Raw genomic sequence first — 18,086 nt, forward strand, 5'->3', positions numbered from 1 at the left:
GACGATCTCGGCAAGGTCATCGGTCGGGGTGGTCGCACTGCGACCGCTCTGCGGACCTTGGTCTCCGGCATCGGTGGCCGCGGTATCCGTGTTGATGTCGTCGACACCGATCAGTAGACGGCAGTAAACAGGTGGAACTCGTAGTCGGTCGTGTCGCGAAGTCGCATGGCATCAAAGGTGAATTGGTAGTCGAGGTTCGTACAGACGAGCCCGAGGATCGTTTTGCCGTAGGTTCCGTGCTGCGTGGGCGCAAGCCGCGCGAGTCCACACTGAAGTCGTACACAGTGGAAGCCGCCCGGGATCATTCCGGGCGGCTTCTGCTGCGCCTGGAAGGCGTCAGTGACCGTGGCGACGCAGATGCGTTGCGCGGCACACTGTTTGTCATCGACAGTTCCGAACTCGAGCCTTCGGATGATCCGGACGAGTTCTACGATCACGAACTCGAAGGACTGAAGGTCGTCCTCACGGACGGCACCGAGATCGGTTCGGTCATCGAGGTATTGCATTCCGCCGCAGGTGAATTGCTATCGATTCGCCGCGCCGGTGAGACGTCCGGTGAATTGCTGATCCCGTTTGTCGCAGCCATCGTCACCTCGGTGTCGATCGCCGACGGCGTCGTGGTGATCGAGCCCCCCGAGGGACTGCTCGACCCGGACTTCGGTGACAAGTCGAACAGCGACAATTCGAACGCCGACAGCGACTGATCGCTTGTCATGCGTCTCGATGTAGTCACCATCTTTCCCGAGTATCTCGAACCGCTTCGTGCTGCCTTGCTGGGCAAGGCAATCGAACGCGGCTTGATCTCGGTCGACGTCCACGATCTGCGGTCGTGGACCCATGACGTACACAAAGCCGTCGACGATTCCCCGTACGGCGGCGGACCCGGCATGGTCATGAAACCCACCGTCTGGGGCCCGGCACTGGACGACGTGATCGGGCGCTCCGATTCTTCCGGCCCCGATGATGCCGAGACCATTCTGGTGGTGCCCACTCCCGCCGGCGTCCCGTTCACCCAGGAGACCGCGCACCGCTGGTCCAACGCCAAGCACCTCGTCTTCGCCTGCGGCCGATACGAAGGTATCGATCAACGGGTTTTCGACGACGCCGCCAAGCGGGTCAGAGTCGAAGAAGTCAGCATCGGCGATTACGTCCTGATCGGCGGCGAAGCGGCCGTGCTGGTGATGGTCGAGGCTGTCGTGCGACTGATGCCCGGCGTTCTCGGCAATCAGCTTTCACACCAAGAGGATTCGTTTTCCGACGGCCTTCTCGAAGGGCCTAGCTACACTCGCCCGGCTGTGTGGCGCGACCTCGAAGTTCCGCCGGTGCTTCTCTCCGGTGATCACGCGAAGATCAAAGCGTGGCGCCATGAGCAGTCGCTGCAGCGCACGGCCGAGCGTCGACCGGATCTTCTTCCTTAGGTATTTCGCTTCAACCAGGTGATGCTTGCGCCGTCGTCGAGCGATTCGGTTGCAGTCGGTGTGAACGGTGTCGGCTCGAAGTTACCTCTGATCATCGGTATGCCTGCGCCGGCGACTACCGGATACCTCTTGATGATCAACTCGTCGATCTCCGGTAGTAGTTCGCCGGCGAGAGTTCCGCCGCCACACAGCCAGATATCTTGTCCTTCTTCCTCTTTCAGAGATCTGACTACCCCAAGCGGATCGGCGCGAACGATGGTGACGGGGGGATCCTCGGCGTCAGGGATGGTTGTGGAGACGACGAACTGACGCAGGTGCGCGAAGGGGCTTTTCACTCCGGCGGCCAGCCCGGGCTCGTAGGAGCCGCGGCCCATGACGACCGTGTCGAAGGTCCTGTTGGGCGCGTCCTCGATTCCGAGAGCGGGCCGCACATGCGTTGGCACGGTTTCAGGATATCGATCGCATATCCAGGCCGTGATCTGTTCGGAGACCGGGAGGAAATCGAATTCGCCACCAGGCCCCGCGATGTATCCGTCGAGGGAAGCTCCCACGTAGTACACAAGCTTTCGCATATAACGCTCCGTTCGTAGTACTATGTTTGTAGTCGTTTAACTTAGGGTCGTGTCAGGAGTGATGTCAAGTGCGAAAGAACCCGGAACGCCGGCTTGCCCTGATCGACGCGGCAATCGAGGTGTTGGCCCGAGAGGGTGCTCGAGGCTTGACGTTTCGAGCCGTCGACGCCCAGGCAGCAGTGCCGAACGGGACAGCGTCGAACTACTTCTCCAATCGCGACGACCTGCTCACTCAAGCGGGTGGCCGGATCTACGAGCGACTGATTCCGGAGGACCTCGAAGGGATGATCGATCCCGTCAACGGCACCGATCGTGAGCGCCTGGTGACGCTCATGCTCGACGTGGTCGAGCGCGTCACCTCGTTCGGAACGGGTTTCCTCGCGCTCATGGAGTTGCGACTGGAGGCGACGCGTCGACCGGACCTGCGAGCGGTGCTGACCGTCCGCATCCGAGAAGACTTCGATCTGAACGTAGCCAATCATCTGGCGTCGGGCGTGCCGGGTGATGCGATGACCGTTCGCCTGCTCTATTTGTCGCTGAACTGGCTCGCACTGGATCGACTCACATTGCCGGACCTGTTCGGAGAGGAAGATATTCGGACGATCGTCGAGGCGGCGGTGGATCGAGCGTTACCCCGCGAATCGTAGAAGGTCAGTGTCGTTCGGCAGGTTTGCGGCGGAACGAGAAGTATCGATGACCGAAGAAGCTCACACCGGCGACGATCAGCATGACAACCGCCTGGGCGGGAAGCGGCGGGGCATGCAGAATCGACACCGCGATTGTTCCGAGTATCAGATTCAGCACCAGGCCACCGGAATTGACGACGATGAACGCTCCCAGGTCGCGTGCCACATGTCCGCGGACGCGGAAAACGAGAGTCCGATGCAGAACGAAAGCGATGAGGACGCTGATGGAGTACGCGCCGATCACAGCCACTTGATACAGATCCTTGTTGTCGAGGATCAGTGTCCAGATCACGAAGAGCACGTATCCGATCGCCGTATTAGCCACTCCGACAATGGCAAATGCGATGGGTTGATGCTTGACCACCCGAAGCAGTGGGCCGGGGTTCTCGGGTGATGCGATGTCTTCGGTCATGAAGACTCGGTTTTCACGGTGTTGATCCCGTCCTTGCGTCGGGTCCGCAGATACATCCACTCGAGCACGCCGAGTCCGAGGACTCCGGCGACCATCGAAGCGCCGCCGACCTTCCATCCCGGGGGACGCCACGTCAGGACAAGCTCTGCGTCCTTCGTCCCGGCGGGAATGTCCACGGTGACAAAGGACTTCGCGACGACGTCGATCGGGACAGGCTGACCGTCGATGCTCGCCCGATATCCGGGCCAGCCGAGCCGTGCGAACACAACCTTGCCGCCGGTCTCCGAACTGACACGAAGGGTGCTCGACATGTTCGATTCCGCGGTCGAAACAGCTTCGACGCCACGGGTATCGGCGATGCGGCCGTTTCGTGTCGAGACGGGGCCGTCGACGCGTTCGAGCACGGAGATGTAGTTCTCGTGACCGGGGTAGTCCACCCATGTCCACCCGTCGGGAGCCGGGTTCTTGCGTGCATCGGGGTAGAGAGCGTTCTGAAGTACGACGCGGTCCACGTTCATCAGGTCGACGATGGTGCGGCCGGTGGTGGGTTCGACGGTGAATGCGCGCCGAAAGGCGTCGGGGCAGACGCTCATGTCCCAGCGCATGCAGAGCAGGTCACCGAAGTAGAAGTGCCCGTTGGGGGTGTAGCCGCTGGTGTAGGTCAGTTCGAGGTCTTTGGGGTAGTTGCCGAAAGCCAGGGAACCGTACGCTCCGTCGAGGGTTTTGTCCCCGGGTGCGATGAGTGCACGGTCGCCCAGTTGCAGTGTCGTGCCTTCGAAGTCGGGGAAGGCCTCTTTCATCTCCGAGCGGGATTCGGGCAGGTTCCAGCTCATCGGGGTTGGTTGCGCGGCCCGAACCTGGGCGTAGGCGATGGGGGAGACCGCGACGATCGCTACGAGGCATGCGAAAGCAGTGCCCTTGGTACGGCCGAGCCAGACCATCGCGGCGCCGAGTGCGGCAACGAGCAGGGCCGAGATCACATGCCATTTCGCGAGCCCGGGAGCTGCCGAGGCTGACCGAATCAGAAGCAGGCCCACGAGGATTCCCGCTGCAACGCAGCGCGCGCGCAACTTGTCGGTCGTGGCGTAACGCCCGAGCAGGATGCACACCAGAAGCAGGAGTCCGATGGCCACCATCGGAAGTACGCGCGCGGGCCACCGCAGTGGGCCGATCGTGCTCGGCCCGGCAGTCCACATGAGGACGGCGACCGTGAAGATCCCGACGGCGGTCAATTCGCGTGCCGCGGCGCGTGCCTTGCCCCAGTCGATGAATGCCAGGGCGGGTATGAGGAACCAGGCGATGTAGACCATGGGCATGGTCTGGATGTATCCCCACCACGAGGTGAACGCGGGCATCGTGCTCGGCAGGCTCGCGTTCAGCGATTCCGACCACGGGACGGCGAGGAATGCATCGTTCTTGACTTCGGATGCACCGCGCCAGGTGACGTCCGCGGTGAGCAGGCTCGGCAGATACGTCGCGAGACCGGCCAGAGCGGCACACGCGGACACCGCCAGAAGCCGCAGTGACGGCAGCCAACGCCGCTGATAGACAACTTCGCCGATTGCGACCGCGCCGATCATCAAGCCGGATTCGACTGCGGGGAAAACATATTGGACCGACATCGCGAGATACAAGAACACGAAGGTCGGGATCGGACCGCTCTTACCTCGGGCGTAGCGGATTGCCGACGCCCACGCCTGAACCATCCAGGCAGTGCCGGTGAAGGCAGTCATCCAACTGGCCGAGTCGAAGAACAGCAGGAAACCGGTGAACGGAATCGAGACGCCGGCGACGGCAGCCCACGTGGGCTTCGAGCCGTACTCGAGGCAGATCCGATAGACGCCGAGTGCAAGGATGATCGCGAAGATCAACTTCACGATCGTCGCGTACAACGCCAGGTTGTCGAAGGACGGTGCGATCAGGTCGATCAGGAGTTGCGGTGGATTGAGAAGGCCTGCTTCCTCGATCGCGTAGTTGCCCGCCATCCAGTTCTCGGGGACGAGCACCGGGAGGTGTCCTTCTCGCAGACTGCGGCCGAGCATGACCCACAGCGGCGCGTATTGGGACTCGGTGTCGTCGGTGTAGAAGTGACGAGCATTCGCGAGCACCACGGCCAGATAACCGGCGATGACACCGATCGCCGTGACGGCGCCCCACTTGTACACGTCTGCCCGGGCGAGAGTGCGAGTTTCCACCACGAGTTCCAGACCTTAACAGGGCAGGTGGGGCGTGCGGAGACGCGAGCGCGTCACGCGCCGCCGGCATCCGAAGTCAAGACATCTCTGCGTGTTAAAGTTCGCGACGGTGTGGGCCCGATCGTGCCTGTCTCTCGGCGCCAGTCGAGCCCCCTGAAGGGAGTGGAAGCGAGTGCACTCGATTTCCGTCGTAGTGCCCGTTTATCAGGGCGAAAAGACGATCACGGCGCTCGTCGAGGAGTTGGACGGCCTGGGCACACCGAGTGCGACGCCCGGTGGTGCGCAGTTCTCCGTCGACGAGATCGTGCTGGTTCACGACAACGGCCCGGACCGCTCCGACGTCGTGTTACTCGAATTGGAGCGCCGTTTCGAGCAGGTGCGTGTCGTGTGGCTCAGCCGCAACTACGGCCAGGACGCGGCGACCATCGCCGGCATGGCCGCTGCAACTGGACAGTGGATCGTGACGATGGACGAGGACGGCCAGCACGACCCGGTGCACATCGGGGCTTTCCTCGACACCGCGCTGACGGAGCGATCCGATCTCGTGTATTCCAAACCCACGAACACACGCCCGCACGGATTCTTGCGGAACCTGACCTCGCGCGGCGCAAAGATCGTCTTGGCGACGGTATTCGCGTTCCCTGATTCGACGAGATTCGAAAGTTATCGCCTGATCCGCGGTGACATCGGCCGACAGTTGGCCGGCGTCGCGGCCAACGGCGTGTATCTGGACGTTGCGCTGACGTGGGTTGTCGGTAACACGGCCACGGCGCCGGTGACACTTCGAGCCGAAGGCCGCGAAGAATCCGGGTACAACTACCGCCGTTTGTTCTCGTTGTTCTGGAAGATGGTGTTGTGTAGCGGAACACGCGGTCTGCGGCTGGTCAGCCTGCTCGGAGTCACCCTGGCGTCGGCCGGTGTGATCATGGCCGCGGTGATCTTCATCGGGGCCATGACCGGCGACAACAATGATCCCGAAGGATGGGCGTCGATCATCATGGCGCTGCTGGTCTGTTCTGGTGCGATTCTGTTCTCGCTCGGGCTCATTGCCGAATATCTCGGTGTGGCACTGCACGTCCTTGTCGGAAAGCCGCTGTATCTGACTGTCGACTCCCCGCGGCCCGGAACCTCGATCGATCGGCGTAGTCGTGAGCACTGATCGCATCATCTTCTCCCGCCCCTATCGGGCATCGAACGAATTGTCGAATCTGGCAACGGTTCTGGAGTCCGACCACATTCACGGTGACGGACGTTTCACCAAGTCCGCGACTGCAGCGCTCAAGGCGATCACCGGATCCACGCATGCTCTGCTGACCACCTCGTGCACGCATGCACTCGAATTGGGTGCGCTGCTGCTCGAATTGGGCCCGGGCGACGAGGTAATAGTTCCGAGCTTCGCGTTCAGTTCGGCGGCGACCGCCGTCGCGTTGCGCGGGGCCGCTGTTGTTTTCGTCGACATCGATCCGAGTACCGGCAACATCGACCCGGCGTGCGTCGCGGCGGCGATCACCGAACGCACCAAAGCTGTACTGGTCATGCATTACGGCGGAGTCGCCGCGGACATGGAACCTCTCCTCGACCTCGCGGAACTCCACGGCGTTGCGTTGATCGAAGACAACGCTCACGGACTCGGCGGAAAGTGGCGCGGGCGCTCGCTCGGCACCATCGGAACTATCGGAACGCAGAGTTTTCACGACACCAAGAACGTTCACTGCGGTGAGGGCGGCGCGCTGTTGCTCTCCGACGATCAGTTGATGACTCGCGCCGAAATCATCCGTGAGAAGGGGACCGACCGTGCGCGTTTCCTGCGCGGGCAGGTCGACAAGTATTCGTGGCAGGACATCGGGTCGAGTTATCTGCCCAGTGAACTCAATGCCGCCGTCCTCGACGCACAACTCTCCGAGTTCGACGCGATTCAGGCGGCCAGGCATCGCGTCTGGGATGCCTACAGCGTGAGTCTGGGCGAGTGGGCGGCCGCGAACGGTGTCGTGCCCATGGCGGTGCCCGATGATCGCGAGCACACTGCGCACCTGTTCTATCTCAAGATGCCGACCGAAGAGAGCCGTGACGGCTTGATTCGGCACCTTGCCGGTGACGGAATCGTGGCGCCGTTCCACTACGTTCCGCTCGATACGAGTGCGGCCGGTGTGCGCTACGGACGAACACCGCAGCCGTGCGTGCGTAGTGCCGAGTTCTCCGCGTCGATCCTTCGACTGCCGCTGTGGCCCATGCTCACGTTCGAACAACAGGACCGTGTCATCGGTTCGGTGCTCGAGTACAAGCAGGCTTGAGGACGAACACGACCGCGTGGATCGAATCAGGGCCCGGAAGCTTCGGGCATCGCCGAATCCGCGGTCGTGGATGCCGCTGCCCAGTCGTCGATGCTTCCGCTCGGGAAGAGAATCTGCGTGACGCCGGTGACCGTGTCGCGTGCGTGCAGTGCACTTTCGTCGTCGACGGCATCGGTGAACGAGGTGTCGGGATAGAAGCTGTCCTCATCCGTGTACTGGACGTCTTCTCGCGAACCGATCGCGATGATGTATCGGTTGTCGTCACCGACGATGCCGGTGGACAGATGGATCCACTTGTCCTCGACACAGCACATCCAGCCCTGTTTGACTCCTATGACGGGCTCGCCGAACAAGGCCTCGGGCAGGCCGAATCTCTGGTCGTAACCGTCGGTTCCTTCGGGAGTGGATTGCCGCAGGTACTCGACGAACTGCTCGACCCGTTCAGGTCCGAGTTGATCGGAGTCGTCGAGGACACCGCTGTAGAAGGTGACCAGGTCACGTGTCGTGGTCTCGGTGTTCCACCACATTCCGTCCCAGGGCGGCGTCGTCGCGGTCAGTGCGTAACGCTCGGCGACGCGGGTGATCACCTCTTGGCCGCCGACCTCGTCCCACAGGAGGTTGGCTGCGGTGTCGTCGGAGGATTCGAGCATCGCCGCCATGAGGGTGCGATCGTCGTCCGTGATGGGTCGCTCACCGCGCGCATCCTGATGAAGTAGATCCTCGGCGATGAAAAGTTTTGCCACCGAGGCTGTTTCGATCTGCTGGTCACCGGCGACGTCGAGGTACTTGTCCGAGGAGCGGTCGAGGATGGCGATGGACACGTCCGCACCACGCCCGAGCGCAGCCACCTGAGCCTGTCCCAGACGGCCGTCGAGGGTCTCGGCTACCGGAACATTGGTGTCGGGAAAGGCGGGGGTCTGCATCGGATCATCCGGGTTCTGTCCACCGCTGCACGAAGCCGCAAAAGTAACTGCGGCCACCATTGCGGCAATCCGGACGTACCGCGTACTCATTTGTTTCCCCCGGTAGCCCTGACACGGCACTGTTGCCGATCTTCTTGTCTCAGGATAGCGGTAGGGTCGGATCTCGTGATTCTCAAGACCGTGAACCAGCGCATTGCCGAGGAACTCGACGTCCGCGAAGGCCAGGTTGCAGCAGCAGTCGACCTTCTCGACGGCGGAGCCACGGTGCCCTTCATCGCCCGGTACCGCAAGGAAGTCACCGGCACGCTCGACGACGCCCAGCTGCGACTCCTGGACGAGCGGCTGCGGTATCTCCGCGAGCTCGACGACCGTCGTGACGCCGTGCTCACGGAGATCGACTCTCAGGGCAAACTCGACGATCAACTGCGCGGTCAGATCATGCTGGCCGAGACGAAAGCGCGGCTGGAGGACATCTACCTCCCCTTCAAGCCGAAGCGGCGCACCAAGGCGCAGATCGCCCGCGAGGCCGGCCACGAGCCCGTCGCCGATGCTCTCATCGGAGATCCCACCACCGATCCCGCGCAGTATTCGGACGAGCAACTCGACGGTGCCCGGTCGATCCTCGTCGAGCGCTTCGCCGAGGACGCCGATCTGGTCGGTGAATTGCGTGAGCTGATGTGGAATCGCGGCCAGGTCGTCTCCTCGGTCCGCAAGGGCAAGGAAACCGATGGCTCGAAGTTTGCTGACTACTTCGAGTTCTCGGAACCGTTCTCCAAATTGCCCTCGCACCGCATCCTCGCCGTCCTGCGCGGCGAGAAGGAAGAAGTGCTGTCGCTCAACATGGCGGCAGACACCGAAGAACTCGCGCCGGGGGAGCGCACGGTCTACGAAGGCCGCATCGCGTCGCGGTTCGAGATCGCCGACCGTGGTCGGGCCGCCGACGGGTGGCTTCTCGACACCGTCAAGTGGGCGTGGAAGACGAAGTTCGCCGTCACGCTCGGTATCGACACTCGGATGCGTCTGCGGCAGTCGGCCGAAAAGGACGCCGTCGACGTCTTCGCCACCAACCTCAAGGATCTACTCCTCGCAGCTCCCGCCGGCGCCCGACCCACCATGGGACTCGACCCCGGATTCCGCACCGGAACGAAGGTTGCCGTCGTCGACGGAACCGGCAAAGTTGTTGCCTACGAGACGATTTACCCGCACCAGCCGCAGAACAAGTGGGACGCGGCTCTCGCGACGCTTGCCGGACTGGTCGCCGAACACGGCGTCGAACTGATCGCCATCGGCAACGGCACGGCCTCACGCGAGACCGACACGCTCGCTACCGAACTGATCAAGAAGACCGGCGCGCCCAACCTGACCAAGATCGTCGTCTCCGAGGCAGGCGCATCGGTGTACTCGGCTTCGGCCTACGCGTCGCAGGAACTTCCCGACCTCGACGTCTCGATTCGCGGTGCGGTGTCCATTGCGCGTCGCTTGCAGGATCCGTTGGCGGAGTTGGTCAAGATCGATCCCAAGTCCATCGGCGTCGGTCAGTACCAGCACGACATCACCGAATCGCTGCTCTCGCGTTCCCTCGACGCCGTCGTCGAGGATGCCGTCAACTCGGTCGGCGTCGACGTCAACACCGCGTCCGTGCCGCTGCTTGCTCGGGTGTCCGGAATTGCAGGATCCCTTGCAGAGAGCATCGTCGCGCATCGGGACCAGAACGGTCCGTTCAAATCCCGCAAGGGTCTCAAGGATGTCTCCCGCCTGGGACCCAAGGCATTCGAGCAGTGCGCAGGCTTCCTGCGGATCACCGACGGCGACGACCCTCTCGACGCGTCGAGCGTCCACCCGGAGGCATATCCGGTGGTTCGCAAGATCGTCGCGAGTGCAGGCGGGGACGTGCGCACCGTGATCGGAAACTCGCAGGCACTTCGATCGGTCAAGGCGTCCGACTACGTCGACGAGCGATTCGGTCTACCGACCGTCACCGACATCATCTCCGAGTTGGAGAAGCCGGGACGAGATCCACGACCCGAATTCAAGACCGCAACCTTTGCCGCAGGTATCGAGAAGGTCGCGCATCTCAAGCCCGGCATGACCCTCGAAGGCGTGGTCACCAACGTCGCAGCCTTCGGTGCCTTCGTCGACATCGGAGTTCATCAGGACGGTCTGGTTCACGTCTCGGCGATGTCACACAACTTCGTCAAGGACCCACGCGAGGTCGTCAAGTCAGGTGACGTCGTCAAGGTGAAGGTCCTCGAAGTGGACGAGGCACGCCAACGCATCGGGCTGACGCTTCGTCTCGACGACGAGGTGGGAGCGCCCCGCAAGTCCGAAGGCCAGCGAGGTGGGCAACCCCAGCGTCAGGGCCAGCCGCAGGGCCAGCGTCAGGGGCAGGGGCAGCAACGAGGAAATGGCGGACGCCAGGGCGGACGCGAGCAGCGACCGGACAACCGCGCGCCTGCTGCCGGGTCGATGGCCGACGCTCTGCGCAAGGCGGGCTTCGGCAAGTAAATCCGTCCGCCGGGTTTTCGAAGTCCGTATCGTCACAATCGAGTCGGTTGGCGGTATGAATCCGATCAGGGTCGGATCATGAATTCGGTGAAGGGAGGACAGTGATGCGGGAGTGGCTCGAGCGCGAGATCATCGCCCATGGCCGATTGCCGTTGCTGTTCTTCCTGCTCGGGTTCCTGTCCGCCTTCCTTTTCATCCGCCTCAGCGTCCGTATGATTCGCGCGCAAGTGAAATGGTGGCCGGGCAACATCGCGCCCGGAGGCCAGCATGTGCATCACGTCGTGTTCGGTGTGATCGCCATGATGATCTCCGGTGGTGCGTTGATCGCGGTCTACGTCGATGGTTCGCAGACCACCGGTGCCGTCCTGGCGGCGATCTTCGGTATGGGTGCGGCGTTGGTGCTCGACGAGTTCGCACTGATCTTCTATCTGAAGGACGTGTACTGGTCCGAACAAGGTCGGACCTCGGTGGATGCGGTCTTCGTCGCGATCGCCGTGACCGGCCTGGTGCTGCTGGGTTTCCGCCCGCTCGAACTTCTCGACGTCGCCGGATTCCGTGAAGAACGCGATCCGTGGATCAAGTTGGTCTTCGTTTTCGTCGCGTTGATCAACTTCGCCTTGGCAGCCATCGTGATTCTCAAGGGGAAGATCTGGACGGGGCTCGTCGGTCTGTTCGTTTTCCCGTTGCTGGTAATCGGAGCGGTCCGCCTGAGCCGGCCGGGTGCACCGTGGGCTCGCTGGCGGTACACGCGCAAGCCGAAACGGATGAACCGCGCGCTCGAGCGTGAGCGGAAGTGGCGGCGACCGGTCATCCGGGCCAAGATCTACGTCCAGGATCTGATTGCCGGATCGCCGAGCGTCGAACATGCGATGACGGCGGCCGAGCAGGAACTGGACCACACCATCCACGCAGCTCCGCCGCCACCGATTTCCCCGCTGGTATCCGCGTCTGGCACAATGGACGGGTTGCCTGGACCAGGCAGCAGCACTTGATCTGGGCACGAACCAGACGAGCGCCGTTTCGGGAGACCGAAACGCGTGCCGCTCGGTTCCTCTGCTCCTGCGAAATACAAGGATGACATATGAACACCCTGGACTTCCTGGACAAAAAGTCGCTCCGCGACGACATCCCCGAGTTCCGTCCCGGCGACACGCTCAACGTGAACGTCAAGGTTATCGAAGGCTCCAAGGAGCGCGTGCAGGTCTTCAAGGGCGTCGTTATTCGTCGCCAGGGCGGCGGCGTTCGCGAGACCTTCACCGTCCGTAAGGTCTCCTTCGGCGTCGGCGTCGAGCGCACCTTCCCGGTTCACAGCCCCACGCTGGCCTCCATCGAGGTTCTGACCCGCGGTGACGTCCGTCGCGCCAAGCTGTACTACCTCCGTGAGCTTCGTGGCAAGAAGGCGAAGATCAAGGAAAAGCGCTGATCTTTCCGATGAGCCCGGCACCGCGTACGCGCGGTGTCGGGCTAATCTGGTTTCTGTGGCAGATTCTTCGAAGGAGCAGGCATTGTCGTCCGGACCCGAGAATCACGAGGGATCAAGCGGTTCCGCGGAACCGACCTCACATCGGCCGCAGAAGAAACAGCGATCGTTTCTGCGAGAACTCCCTGTTCTGATCGGCGTAGCGCTGGTACTCAGCATCGTCCTTCAGGCATTTGTCTTCAGAGTTTTTCTCATCCCATCCGAGTCGATGGAACCGACACTGCACGGCTGTGCGGGATGTACCGGTGACCGCATCGTGGTGGAGAAGATCGGATACCGCTTCGGCGATCCGGAACCCGGCGACGTCGTCGTCTTCAAGGGACCCGATTCGTGGAACACGAAATATGTGTCCAATCGGTCCGACAACGTTGTCGTCCGCGGCATTCAAGAGGTCGGTTCGTGGGTCGGCCTCGTTCCGCCGGACGAGAACGACTTGGTCAAGCGAGTGATCGCTACCGGCGGCCAGACCGTCGAATGCTGTGACGATCAGGGCCGAGTCCTGGTCGATGGCAAGCCGCTCGACGAGCCGTACATCAAGATGGATTTCCCGTTCACCCCGGGAACACAGACGTGTGACACCGAACTGAAGTCGGGCCGCTGCTTCGGGCCGATCACCGTTCCCGAGGGCCACGTGTGGGTCATGGGTGACAACCGCAGCAATTCCGCCGACTCGCGCTACCACGTCGACGACGAGTTCCAGGGAACCGTCCCGATCGACAACATCATCGGTCAAGCTCGTTTCATCGTCCTTCCCCCGTCGCGAATGGGCGGCATCGATGCGCCTGATATTCAGGGCAACTGAGTTGTCGGACCGCACACATGGATTCGCGTAGTTCCGAGTAGGCAGAGACAGTGAGTAGTTGGCCCCCTCGCGTTGTCATTCGCAGATCGGCAGGTCTGCGGACGATGGAGTCTGCGTTGGCGCGAACCGGACTCGGTCCGGTGGCCGGCGTCGACGAGGCCGGGCGCGGAGCGTGCGCTGGTCCACTTGTCATTGCAGCGTGTGTCCTGGCGCCGAAACCGCAAGCAGCCCTCGCGCGGCTCGACGATTCGAAGAAGCTGACCGAACGTGCGCGCGAGGAGCTTTTCCCGGCGATCAAGCGCTTGGCGTTGGCGTGGAGTGTCATCTCTGTTCCCGCTGCGGAAGTCGATCAGATCGGCATCCACGTCGCCAACATCGAGGGGATGCGTCGAGCAGTCGCGGGCCTCGATCTCGAACCGGGCTACGTTCTCACCGACGGGTTCCGGGTTCCGGGTCTGACGGCTCCGTCGCTACCCGTCATCGGCGGTGACGGCGCCGCTGCATGCATCGCCGCGGCGAGCGTTCTCGCGAAGGTGACCCGAGATCGTGTGATGACCGAGATGGACGACACTCATCCGGGATACGGCTTCGCGATTCACAAGGGATACAGCACGCCACTGCACATGGACGCTCTCGACGCGCTGGGGCCGTGCCCCGAGCACCGCATGACCTATGCCAACGTGGTGGCTGCGGGAGTCCGGTTGGAACAACGCGCGGGCCGTACGGGATGATGGACGTTCAGACGAACTGGGAGGACTGGCTAAACCGATGAGTGCCGAGGATCTCGAGAAGTACGAAACCGAGATGGAGCTGTCGCTCTACCGTGAATACCGGGACATCGTCGGACAGTTCTCCTACGTCGTGGAGACCGAACGACGTTTCTACCTGGCCAACACGGTCGAGTTGCTGCCCCACAATTCAGACGGGGAGATCTACTTCGAGCTGCGGATGTCCGACGCCTGGGTGTGGGACATGTACCGCCCGGCGCGATTCGTGAAATACGTACGCGTCGTGACCTTCAAGGACGTCAACATCGAAGAGCTGGACAAGCCGGATCTGCGCCTTCCTGACTGATCTGCGCTTGCCAAACTGATCTCGACAACGAAGTGCCCCGCCGATATCGGCGGGGCACTTCGTATTTCGCGGAGTTGTGCGGGGTCAGTTGCCCTTGACGTTCACGATCTGACGCAGCGTGTGTCGAATCTCGACCAAGTCCTTCGCGTCGTCCATCACGACGTCGATGTCCTTGTACGCACCCGGGATCTCGTCGAGGAACGCCGCGGAACGCTTGTATTCGATGCCGACCATTGCCTTGTCGAGATCTTCGATGGTGAAGGTCTTGCGTGCCTGGTTACGTCCGTACACCCGACCCGCGCCGTGGGGGCTGGACTTGAACGACGGTACGTTTCCCTTTCCGACGACGACGTAACTCGCCGTCCCCATCGAACCGGGGATGAGCCCGGGCGTGCCCTCGTCTGCCTTGATCGCACCCTTACGGCTCAGCCACACACCCCTGCCCATGTGGAACTCCTTCTGGGTGAAGTTGTGGTGGCAGTTGATCCGCTCGACTTCGTCGATGATCGCGGGCTTGCCGTCTCCCATGAAATGCGCGAAGTCCTTCACGACGCGGTCCATCATCTCTTCGCGGTTGAGCAGAGCGAAGTGCTGAGCCCAGTTGAGATCGGTGATGTACGAGTCGAATTCGGGTGTCTTCTCGACCAGGTAGGCAAGATCCGGATCGGGAAGGTTGATGTACCACCGCTCGCACAAGTCCTTGGCGATCTTGATGTGATGCTGCGCGAGCTTGTTTCCGATACCGCGGCTTCCCGAGTGCAGGAACAGCCAGACGCCGTCGCTTTCATCGAGTGTCACCTCGATGAAGTGGTTACCAGAGCCCAGCGTTCCGAGCTGAAACCTCCAGTTGTTCTTGAACTTGTCGTAGAAGGCCAGGCGATCGCCCGCCATTGCCTCGAGTTCTGCGATGCGGATTTTCGCCGTGTCGCTCAGCGTCTTGTTGTAGACACCTGCCGAGAGCGGAACGGAGCGTTCGATGCTGTGGCGAAGTACGCTCAGGTCGCGGCCTTGAAGGTCGCGTGCGTTGAACTGGGTTTTGACCGCGATCATTCCGCAGCCGATATCGACTCCGACGGCGGCGGGCATGATTGCGCCTTCCGTCGGAATGACCGAACCCACCGTCGCTCCCGCACCGAGGTGCGCATCCGGCATCAATGCCAGATGTGGACGGACAAAAGGCATCTGGGACGTGCGCAGCGCTTGCTCGCGAGTGTTTTCGTCGAGTATCGATGCCCAGTTCCACAACCTCTTGGTGATCTTCTCCATCAGATTTCTCCCACATAGTTCACAGCCGAACCCATCGGTCCGGTGTGTCGTGCAGGAATGACCATGCGCTCGGTCAGTGGTTGTGTGCAACCCCTTTTCAGGTTCGCAGGCCGTCTGCGAGTTCGTAGATTCGTCCGACGTACTTCTCCTGGAAGGCTTTTCGGGCAGCATCTGCTTGTTGCCGTGCGCCCATCTGGGAGTAGAGGTACTCGAGATGAACCAAACTCTCGCCGATGTCGACGCGTCGCTGGTCGAGAACCGTCAGCTCGTCGACCAGTCGAGCCAGATCTAACGCGGTGTCCGGTACCTCGTCCATGGTGATCCTCGATGTCCGTGAGTGCTTCCTGACCCCGAGGTTAACACTCTTCGAACATATTTTCGATACCCGCCCTGTAGTTTACTTCGACAACGTGGCTGTCAGTTGGTCGATGGCATACGGAATGCTCAGGACGGTATTGCCGGACATCGCCGCGCCGACGGGTGGATCTGCGGTGTACCGCACGACCATCGCATTTCCGCTCTTCACGGCGGGTAGTCGCTGGTAGAGCGTGTTGCCGGCGAGGGCCTTCTCTCCCTCCGGGTCGGCCATCACGATCAAACGATCAACGGGTTCGAGGATGTCGTATCGCTCGTTCGGCATCCAGTCGCCGAACTGGTCGCCGACGAATGCGTCGACGGTCGCGGGGAGGGTGAACCCGAGTGACGAGAGGAAAATGCCGCGTGGGTCGTGCGACGAGAACACGTAGCCCTCGGGAGTGTCGAGGTTGACGATCGTTGCGGTTTGCCCGGCAAACTCCGGGTGTGCAGCGCGGGCGGCGGCAAACGCGTTTTCGGTATCCGTGATCAGTTGCTGAGCTTGTGGTCCTTTGCCGAGGGCGCGCCCGGCGGTGAGCGTCATGTCGGTCCACGGCGTTGTGTACGCGTCGTAGTCCTTGCTCTGCGCGACAGTCGGCGCAATCGAGGTCAGCTTCTTGTAGGTTTCCGTGTCGATGTCGGCGTACAGCGCGAGGATCAGATCTGGTGCGAGGGAGGCGATTTGCTCGAAGTTGAAGTCTCCGCCGCTGTTGATGTAGGTCGGAGTTTTCCCCTTCCAATAATTCTTCGTCCACGGCCAGCTTTCATCCATGCCGGACCCCCACCATTCGGCCATGCCTACGGGTTCGACTCCCAAGGCGAGCAGTGGTTCGTGATCGGTGTATCCGAGTGTCACTACCCGCTGCGGTTCGGCATCGATTGTCGTCGAACCCTGTGCGTGCTCGATCGTCACGGGGAATGCGTCGTTGCTCTGGGTCGCTGATGCGGTGTCGACGCCTTGCGAGGTTCCACAGGCGGTCGAGAACCCGATGATCGCGGCCGTCGTGAATAAGGCGGCGAGGATTCGGGTGCTATGTGAGGGCACGTGCATGCTCCTTCGAAGTGGTGGGCGAAGTGATCTGAGGTCCGCGTGAAGTGCTGAGCTGGTCGCGTCAGCAATAAAGTGAGGCTAACCTTTGCAGGATCGTCGGTCCATCCTTCAGGATGGACTCGGATACGCCCAGAAAGACGCAAAATGTCCACTATCGAGTACTCGACTCGCCCAAAGTCCTTGCTAGCGCTGCCCGATAGTCGCGGACGGACATTCAAAGATTTTCAGGTCTACACCAACGTCGTCGAGGGCGTGACCGCGTACGGGGCTCACCGACACCCCGAGCATCAGATCGCCTGGATGAGTGAAGGGACCATGCAGATTGCTGCCGGGGGCAACGTGTGGCACCTGCACAGCGAGCACTTGGTCTGGTTGCCGGGCACCGTTCTCCACGACATGACGCTTCTGTCGGCGGGATGCATGATCGCGGCCTATGCGCGTCCGGATCTACGCCCTGGCGGGCCCAGGTGGACTCAGCCACTGGTTCTCGAAGTCGATGCTCTGTCCGCTCAATTGCTGCGCCATCTCGCAGATCGGACCATCGACGATGCTCGGCGGTTGATGAGTCAGGAGTTGCTCTACGACATTCTTGCTGCCGCGCCCGAACGGCACGACGTCCTCGCGGTTCCTCGCAATGCTGCGGCGAGTTCGGTTTCTGCCCGCATCCTTGCCGATCCGGCAGACTCGCGAACATTAGGGGAGTGGGCGGGTGAACTCGGGGTCAGTTCCAAGACTTTGATGCGTGCCTTTGTCGCCGATACCGGGATTACCTTCGGACAGTGGAGGACTCGCGCCCGAATGTATGCGTCGCTCGAGATGCTCGCGCGGGGTGAGGGTGTCAACGACGTTGCCCCGCAGGTGGGTTACCGAACCAGTAGCGGGTTCATCGCCGCATTTCGGGAAACCTTCGGTACGACGCCGGCCCGGTACGGCGGAAAGCTGACGCGGTGATTTGCTGATGATTTCTTGAACTCGGTTGACGGCAAAGCTTTGTTCGGCAACGTAGAAATGGGCCGAGCTGCCAGCATGTGCTGGTGGCTCGGCCCATTTACTAATC

20 protein-coding genes are annotated in these 18,086 nt (G+C 61.9%); 13 read left to right on the forward strand and 7 right to left on the reverse strand.

Annotated features, from left to right (window positions below; translation table 11 throughout):
* The 3 genes from QM609_RS27315 to trmD all read left to right on the forward strand — a co-directional run.
* Positions 1-117 (forward strand): KH domain-containing protein (locus QM609_RS27315; protein ID WP_283337621.1); only part of this gene is annotated, 117 nt, incomplete at its 5' end.
* A gap of 14 nt (positions 118-131) precedes the next feature.
* Positions 132-704, forward strand: coding sequence for a ribosome maturation factor RimM (rimM, locus tag QM609_RS27320; protein ID WP_050656639.1), 573 nt, complete (start codon positions 132-134; stop codon positions 702-704).
* A gap of 9 nt (positions 705-713) precedes the next feature.
* Positions 714-1,418 carry a tRNA (guanosine(37)-N1)-methyltransferase TrmD gene (gene trmD, locus QM609_RS27325; RefSeq protein WP_003942745.1) on the forward strand — a complete coding sequence of 235 codons (705 nt, stop codon included), beginning with the start codon at positions 714-716 and terminating at the stop codon, positions 1,416-1,418.
* On the opposite strand, the gene QM609_RS27330 is transcribed toward trmD, so the two are convergent.
* On the reverse strand, positions 1,415-1,990 hold the full coding sequence (locus QM609_RS27330; RefSeq protein WP_042450814.1) for a dihydrofolate reductase family protein: 576 nt from the start codon (positions 1,988-1,990) through the stop codon (positions 1,415-1,417). The two genes, trmD and QM609_RS27330, sit on opposite strands and share 4 nt — an antisense overlap.
* 68 nt (positions 1,991-2,058) lie before the next feature.
* On the opposite strand from QM609_RS27330, the gene QM609_RS27335 reads away from it, so the two are divergent.
* A complete protein-coding gene (locus QM609_RS27335) occupies positions 2,059-2,637 on the forward strand; it encodes a TetR/AcrR family transcriptional regulator (protein ID WP_042450812.1) in 579 nt (192 codons plus the stop codon).
* A gap of 4 nt (positions 2,638-2,641) precedes the next feature.
* Here the strand turns inward: QM609_RS27335 and QM609_RS27340 are convergent, their stop codons facing one another.
* Together QM609_RS27340 and QM609_RS27345 are read right to left on the reverse strand one after the other, a co-directional pair.
* Positions 2,642-3,088 carry a GtrA family protein gene (locus QM609_RS27340; RefSeq protein ID WP_030535434.1) on the reverse strand — a complete coding sequence of 149 codons (447 nt, stop codon included), beginning with the start codon at positions 3,086-3,088 and terminating at the stop codon, positions 2,642-2,644.
* Positions 3,085-5,283, reverse strand: a complete 2,199-nt coding sequence (locus tag QM609_RS27345) for a hypothetical protein (RefSeq protein ID WP_050656650.1) — start codon at positions 5,281-5,283, stop codon at positions 3,085-3,087. Before QM609_RS27345 ends, QM609_RS27340 begins: the two co-directional genes overlap by 4 nt.
* Positions 5,284-5,455: 172 nt before the next feature.
* Here QM609_RS27345 and QM609_RS27350 point away from each other — a divergent pair, with 172 nt between their 5' ends.
* Together QM609_RS27350 and rffA are read left to right on the forward strand one after the other, a co-directional pair.
* Entirely contained in the window at positions 5,456-6,442 is a 987-nt protein-coding gene (locus QM609_RS27350; protein ID WP_003942691.1) for a glycosyltransferase, read from the forward strand.
* Positions 6,432-7,574 carry a dTDP-4-amino-4,6-dideoxygalactose transaminase gene (gene rffA, locus QM609_RS27355; RefSeq protein ID WP_050656637.1) on the forward strand — a complete coding sequence of 381 codons (1,143 nt, stop codon included), beginning with the start codon at positions 6,432-6,434 and terminating at the stop codon, positions 7,572-7,574. Before QM609_RS27350 ends, rffA begins: the two co-directional genes overlap by 11 nt.
* A gap of 26 nt (positions 7,575-7,600) precedes the next feature.
* On the opposite strand, the gene QM609_RS27360 is transcribed toward rffA, so the two are convergent.
* Positions 7,601-8,587 (reverse strand): serine hydrolase, encoded by a 987-nt coding sequence (locus tag QM609_RS27360; protein ID WP_007729299.1) that lies wholly within the window; start codon positions 8,585-8,587, stop codon positions 7,601-7,603.
* A gap of 75 nt (positions 8,588-8,662) precedes the next feature.
* Between QM609_RS27360 and QM609_RS27365 the strand changes: the two genes are divergently transcribed.
* The 6 genes from QM609_RS27365 to QM609_RS27390 all read left to right on the forward strand — a co-directional run bounded on the left by QM609_RS27365 (position 8,663) and on the right by QM609_RS27390 (position 14,358).
* Positions 8,663-11,002, forward strand: coding sequence for a Tex family protein (locus QM609_RS27365; protein WP_003942690.1), 2,340 nt, complete (start codon positions 8,663-8,665; stop codon positions 11,000-11,002).
* 104 nt (positions 11,003-11,106) lie between these two features.
* Positions 11,107-11,994 (forward strand): hypothetical protein, encoded by an 888-nt coding sequence (locus QM609_RS27370; RefSeq protein WP_003942742.1) that lies wholly within the window; start codon positions 11,107-11,109, stop codon positions 11,992-11,994.
* An 89-nt stretch (positions 11,995-12,083) separates the two neighbouring features.
* Positions 12,084-12,425 carry a 50S ribosomal protein L19 gene (gene rplS, locus QM609_RS27375; protein WP_003942791.1) on the forward strand — a complete coding sequence of 114 codons (342 nt, stop codon included), beginning with the start codon at positions 12,084-12,086 and terminating at the stop codon, positions 12,423-12,425.
* A gap of 55 nt (positions 12,426-12,480) precedes the next feature.
* Complete coding sequence (gene lepB / locus QM609_RS27380; RefSeq protein WP_003942787.1) at positions 12,481-13,284, forward strand: signal peptidase I; 804 nt, start codon at positions 12,481-12,483, stop codon at positions 13,282-13,284.
* Positions 13,285-13,334: 50 nt separating this feature from the next.
* Entirely contained in the window at positions 13,335-14,015 is a 681-nt protein-coding gene (locus QM609_RS27385; protein ID WP_076948478.1) for a ribonuclease HII, read from the forward strand.
* Between the two features lie 37 nt (positions 14,016-14,052).
* Complete coding sequence (locus QM609_RS27390; RefSeq protein ID WP_003942715.1) at positions 14,053-14,358, forward strand: DUF2469 domain-containing protein; 306 nt, start codon at positions 14,053-14,055, stop codon at positions 14,356-14,358.
* Between the two features lie 84 nt (positions 14,359-14,442).
* Here QM609_RS27390 and QM609_RS27395 read toward each other — a convergent pair whose 3' ends face one another.
* From QM609_RS27395 to QM609_RS27405, 3 genes are all read right to left on the reverse strand, one after another.
* The gene (locus QM609_RS27395) at positions 14,443-15,624 is read right to left on the reverse strand and encodes an RtcB family protein (protein ID WP_050656825.1); all 1,182 of its coding nucleotides are present in this window, start codon (positions 15,622-15,624) and stop codon (positions 14,443-14,445) included.
* A 97-nt stretch (positions 15,625-15,721) separates the two neighbouring features.
* Positions 15,722-15,940, reverse strand: coding sequence for a hypothetical protein (locus QM609_RS27400; protein WP_003942716.1), 219 nt, complete (start codon positions 15,938-15,940; stop codon positions 15,722-15,724).
* An 81-nt stretch (positions 15,941-16,021) separates the two neighbouring features.
* Entirely contained in the window at positions 16,022-17,029 is a 1,008-nt protein-coding gene (locus QM609_RS27405) for an iron-siderophore ABC transporter substrate-binding protein (RefSeq protein WP_030535438.1), read from the reverse strand.
* A 144-nt stretch (positions 17,030-17,173) separates the two neighbouring features.
* On the opposite strand from QM609_RS27405, the gene QM609_RS27410 reads away from it, so the two are divergent.
* Positions 17,174-17,980: a helix-turn-helix transcriptional regulator gene (locus QM609_RS27410; RefSeq protein WP_007734863.1), complete on the forward strand. Its 807-nt coding sequence runs from the start codon at positions 17,174-17,176 to the stop codon at positions 17,978-17,980.
* Positions 17,981-18,086 lie beyond the last annotated feature (106 nt).

The organism is Rhodococcus sp. IEGM 1302 (genome assembly GCF_030056935.1).
Classification (GTDB): Bacteria; Actinomycetota; Actinomycetes; order Mycobacteriales; family Mycobacteriaceae; genus Rhodococcus_F; species Rhodococcus_F qingshengii.

What these genes read in the sequence shown, in the direction of transcription:
- QM609_RS27360 (WP_007729299.1), bottom strand. Translation starts at nt 8,587, where the DNA reads ATGAGTACGCGGTACGTCCGGATTGCCGCAATGGTGGCCGCAGTTACT.
- QM609_RS27370 (WP_003942742.1), top strand. Translation starts at nt 11,107, where the DNA reads ATGCGGGAGTGGCTCGAGCGCGAGATCATCGCCCATGGCCGATTGCCG.
- QM609_RS27400 (WP_003942716.1), bottom strand. Translation starts at nt 15,940, where the DNA reads ATGGACGAGGTACCGGACACCGCGTTAGATCTGGCTCGACTGGTCGAC.
- QM609_RS27410 (WP_007734863.1), top strand. Translation starts at nt 17,174, where the DNA reads ATGTCCACTATCGAGTACTCGACTCGCCCAAAGTCCTTGCTAGCGCTG.
- QM609_RS27390 (WP_003942715.1), top strand. Translation starts at nt 14,053, where the DNA reads ATGAGTGCCGAGGATCTCGAGAAGTACGAAACCGAGATGGAGCTGTCG.
- rplS (WP_003942791.1), top strand. Translation starts at nt 12,084, where the DNA reads ATGAACACCCTGGACTTCCTGGACAAAAAGTCGCTCCGCGACGACATC.
- QM609_RS27340 (WP_030535434.1), bottom strand. Translation starts at nt 3,088, where the DNA reads ATGACCGAAGACATCGCATCACCCGAGAACCCCGGCCCACTGCTTCGG.
- QM609_RS27405 (WP_030535438.1), bottom strand. Translation starts at nt 17,029, where the DNA reads ATGCACGTGCCCTCACATAGCACCCGAATCCTCGCCGCCTTATTCACG.
- trmD (WP_003942745.1), top strand. Translation starts at nt 714, where the DNA reads ATGCGTCTCGATGTAGTCACCATCTTTCCCGAGTATCTCGAACCGCTT.
- QM609_RS27395 (WP_050656825.1), bottom strand. Translation starts at nt 15,624, where the DNA reads ATGGAGAAGATCACCAAGAGGTTGTGGAACTGGGCATCGATACTCGAC.
- QM609_RS27330 (WP_042450814.1), bottom strand. Translation starts at nt 1,990, where the DNA reads ATGCGAAAGCTTGTGTACTACGTGGGAGCTTCCCTCGACGGATACATC.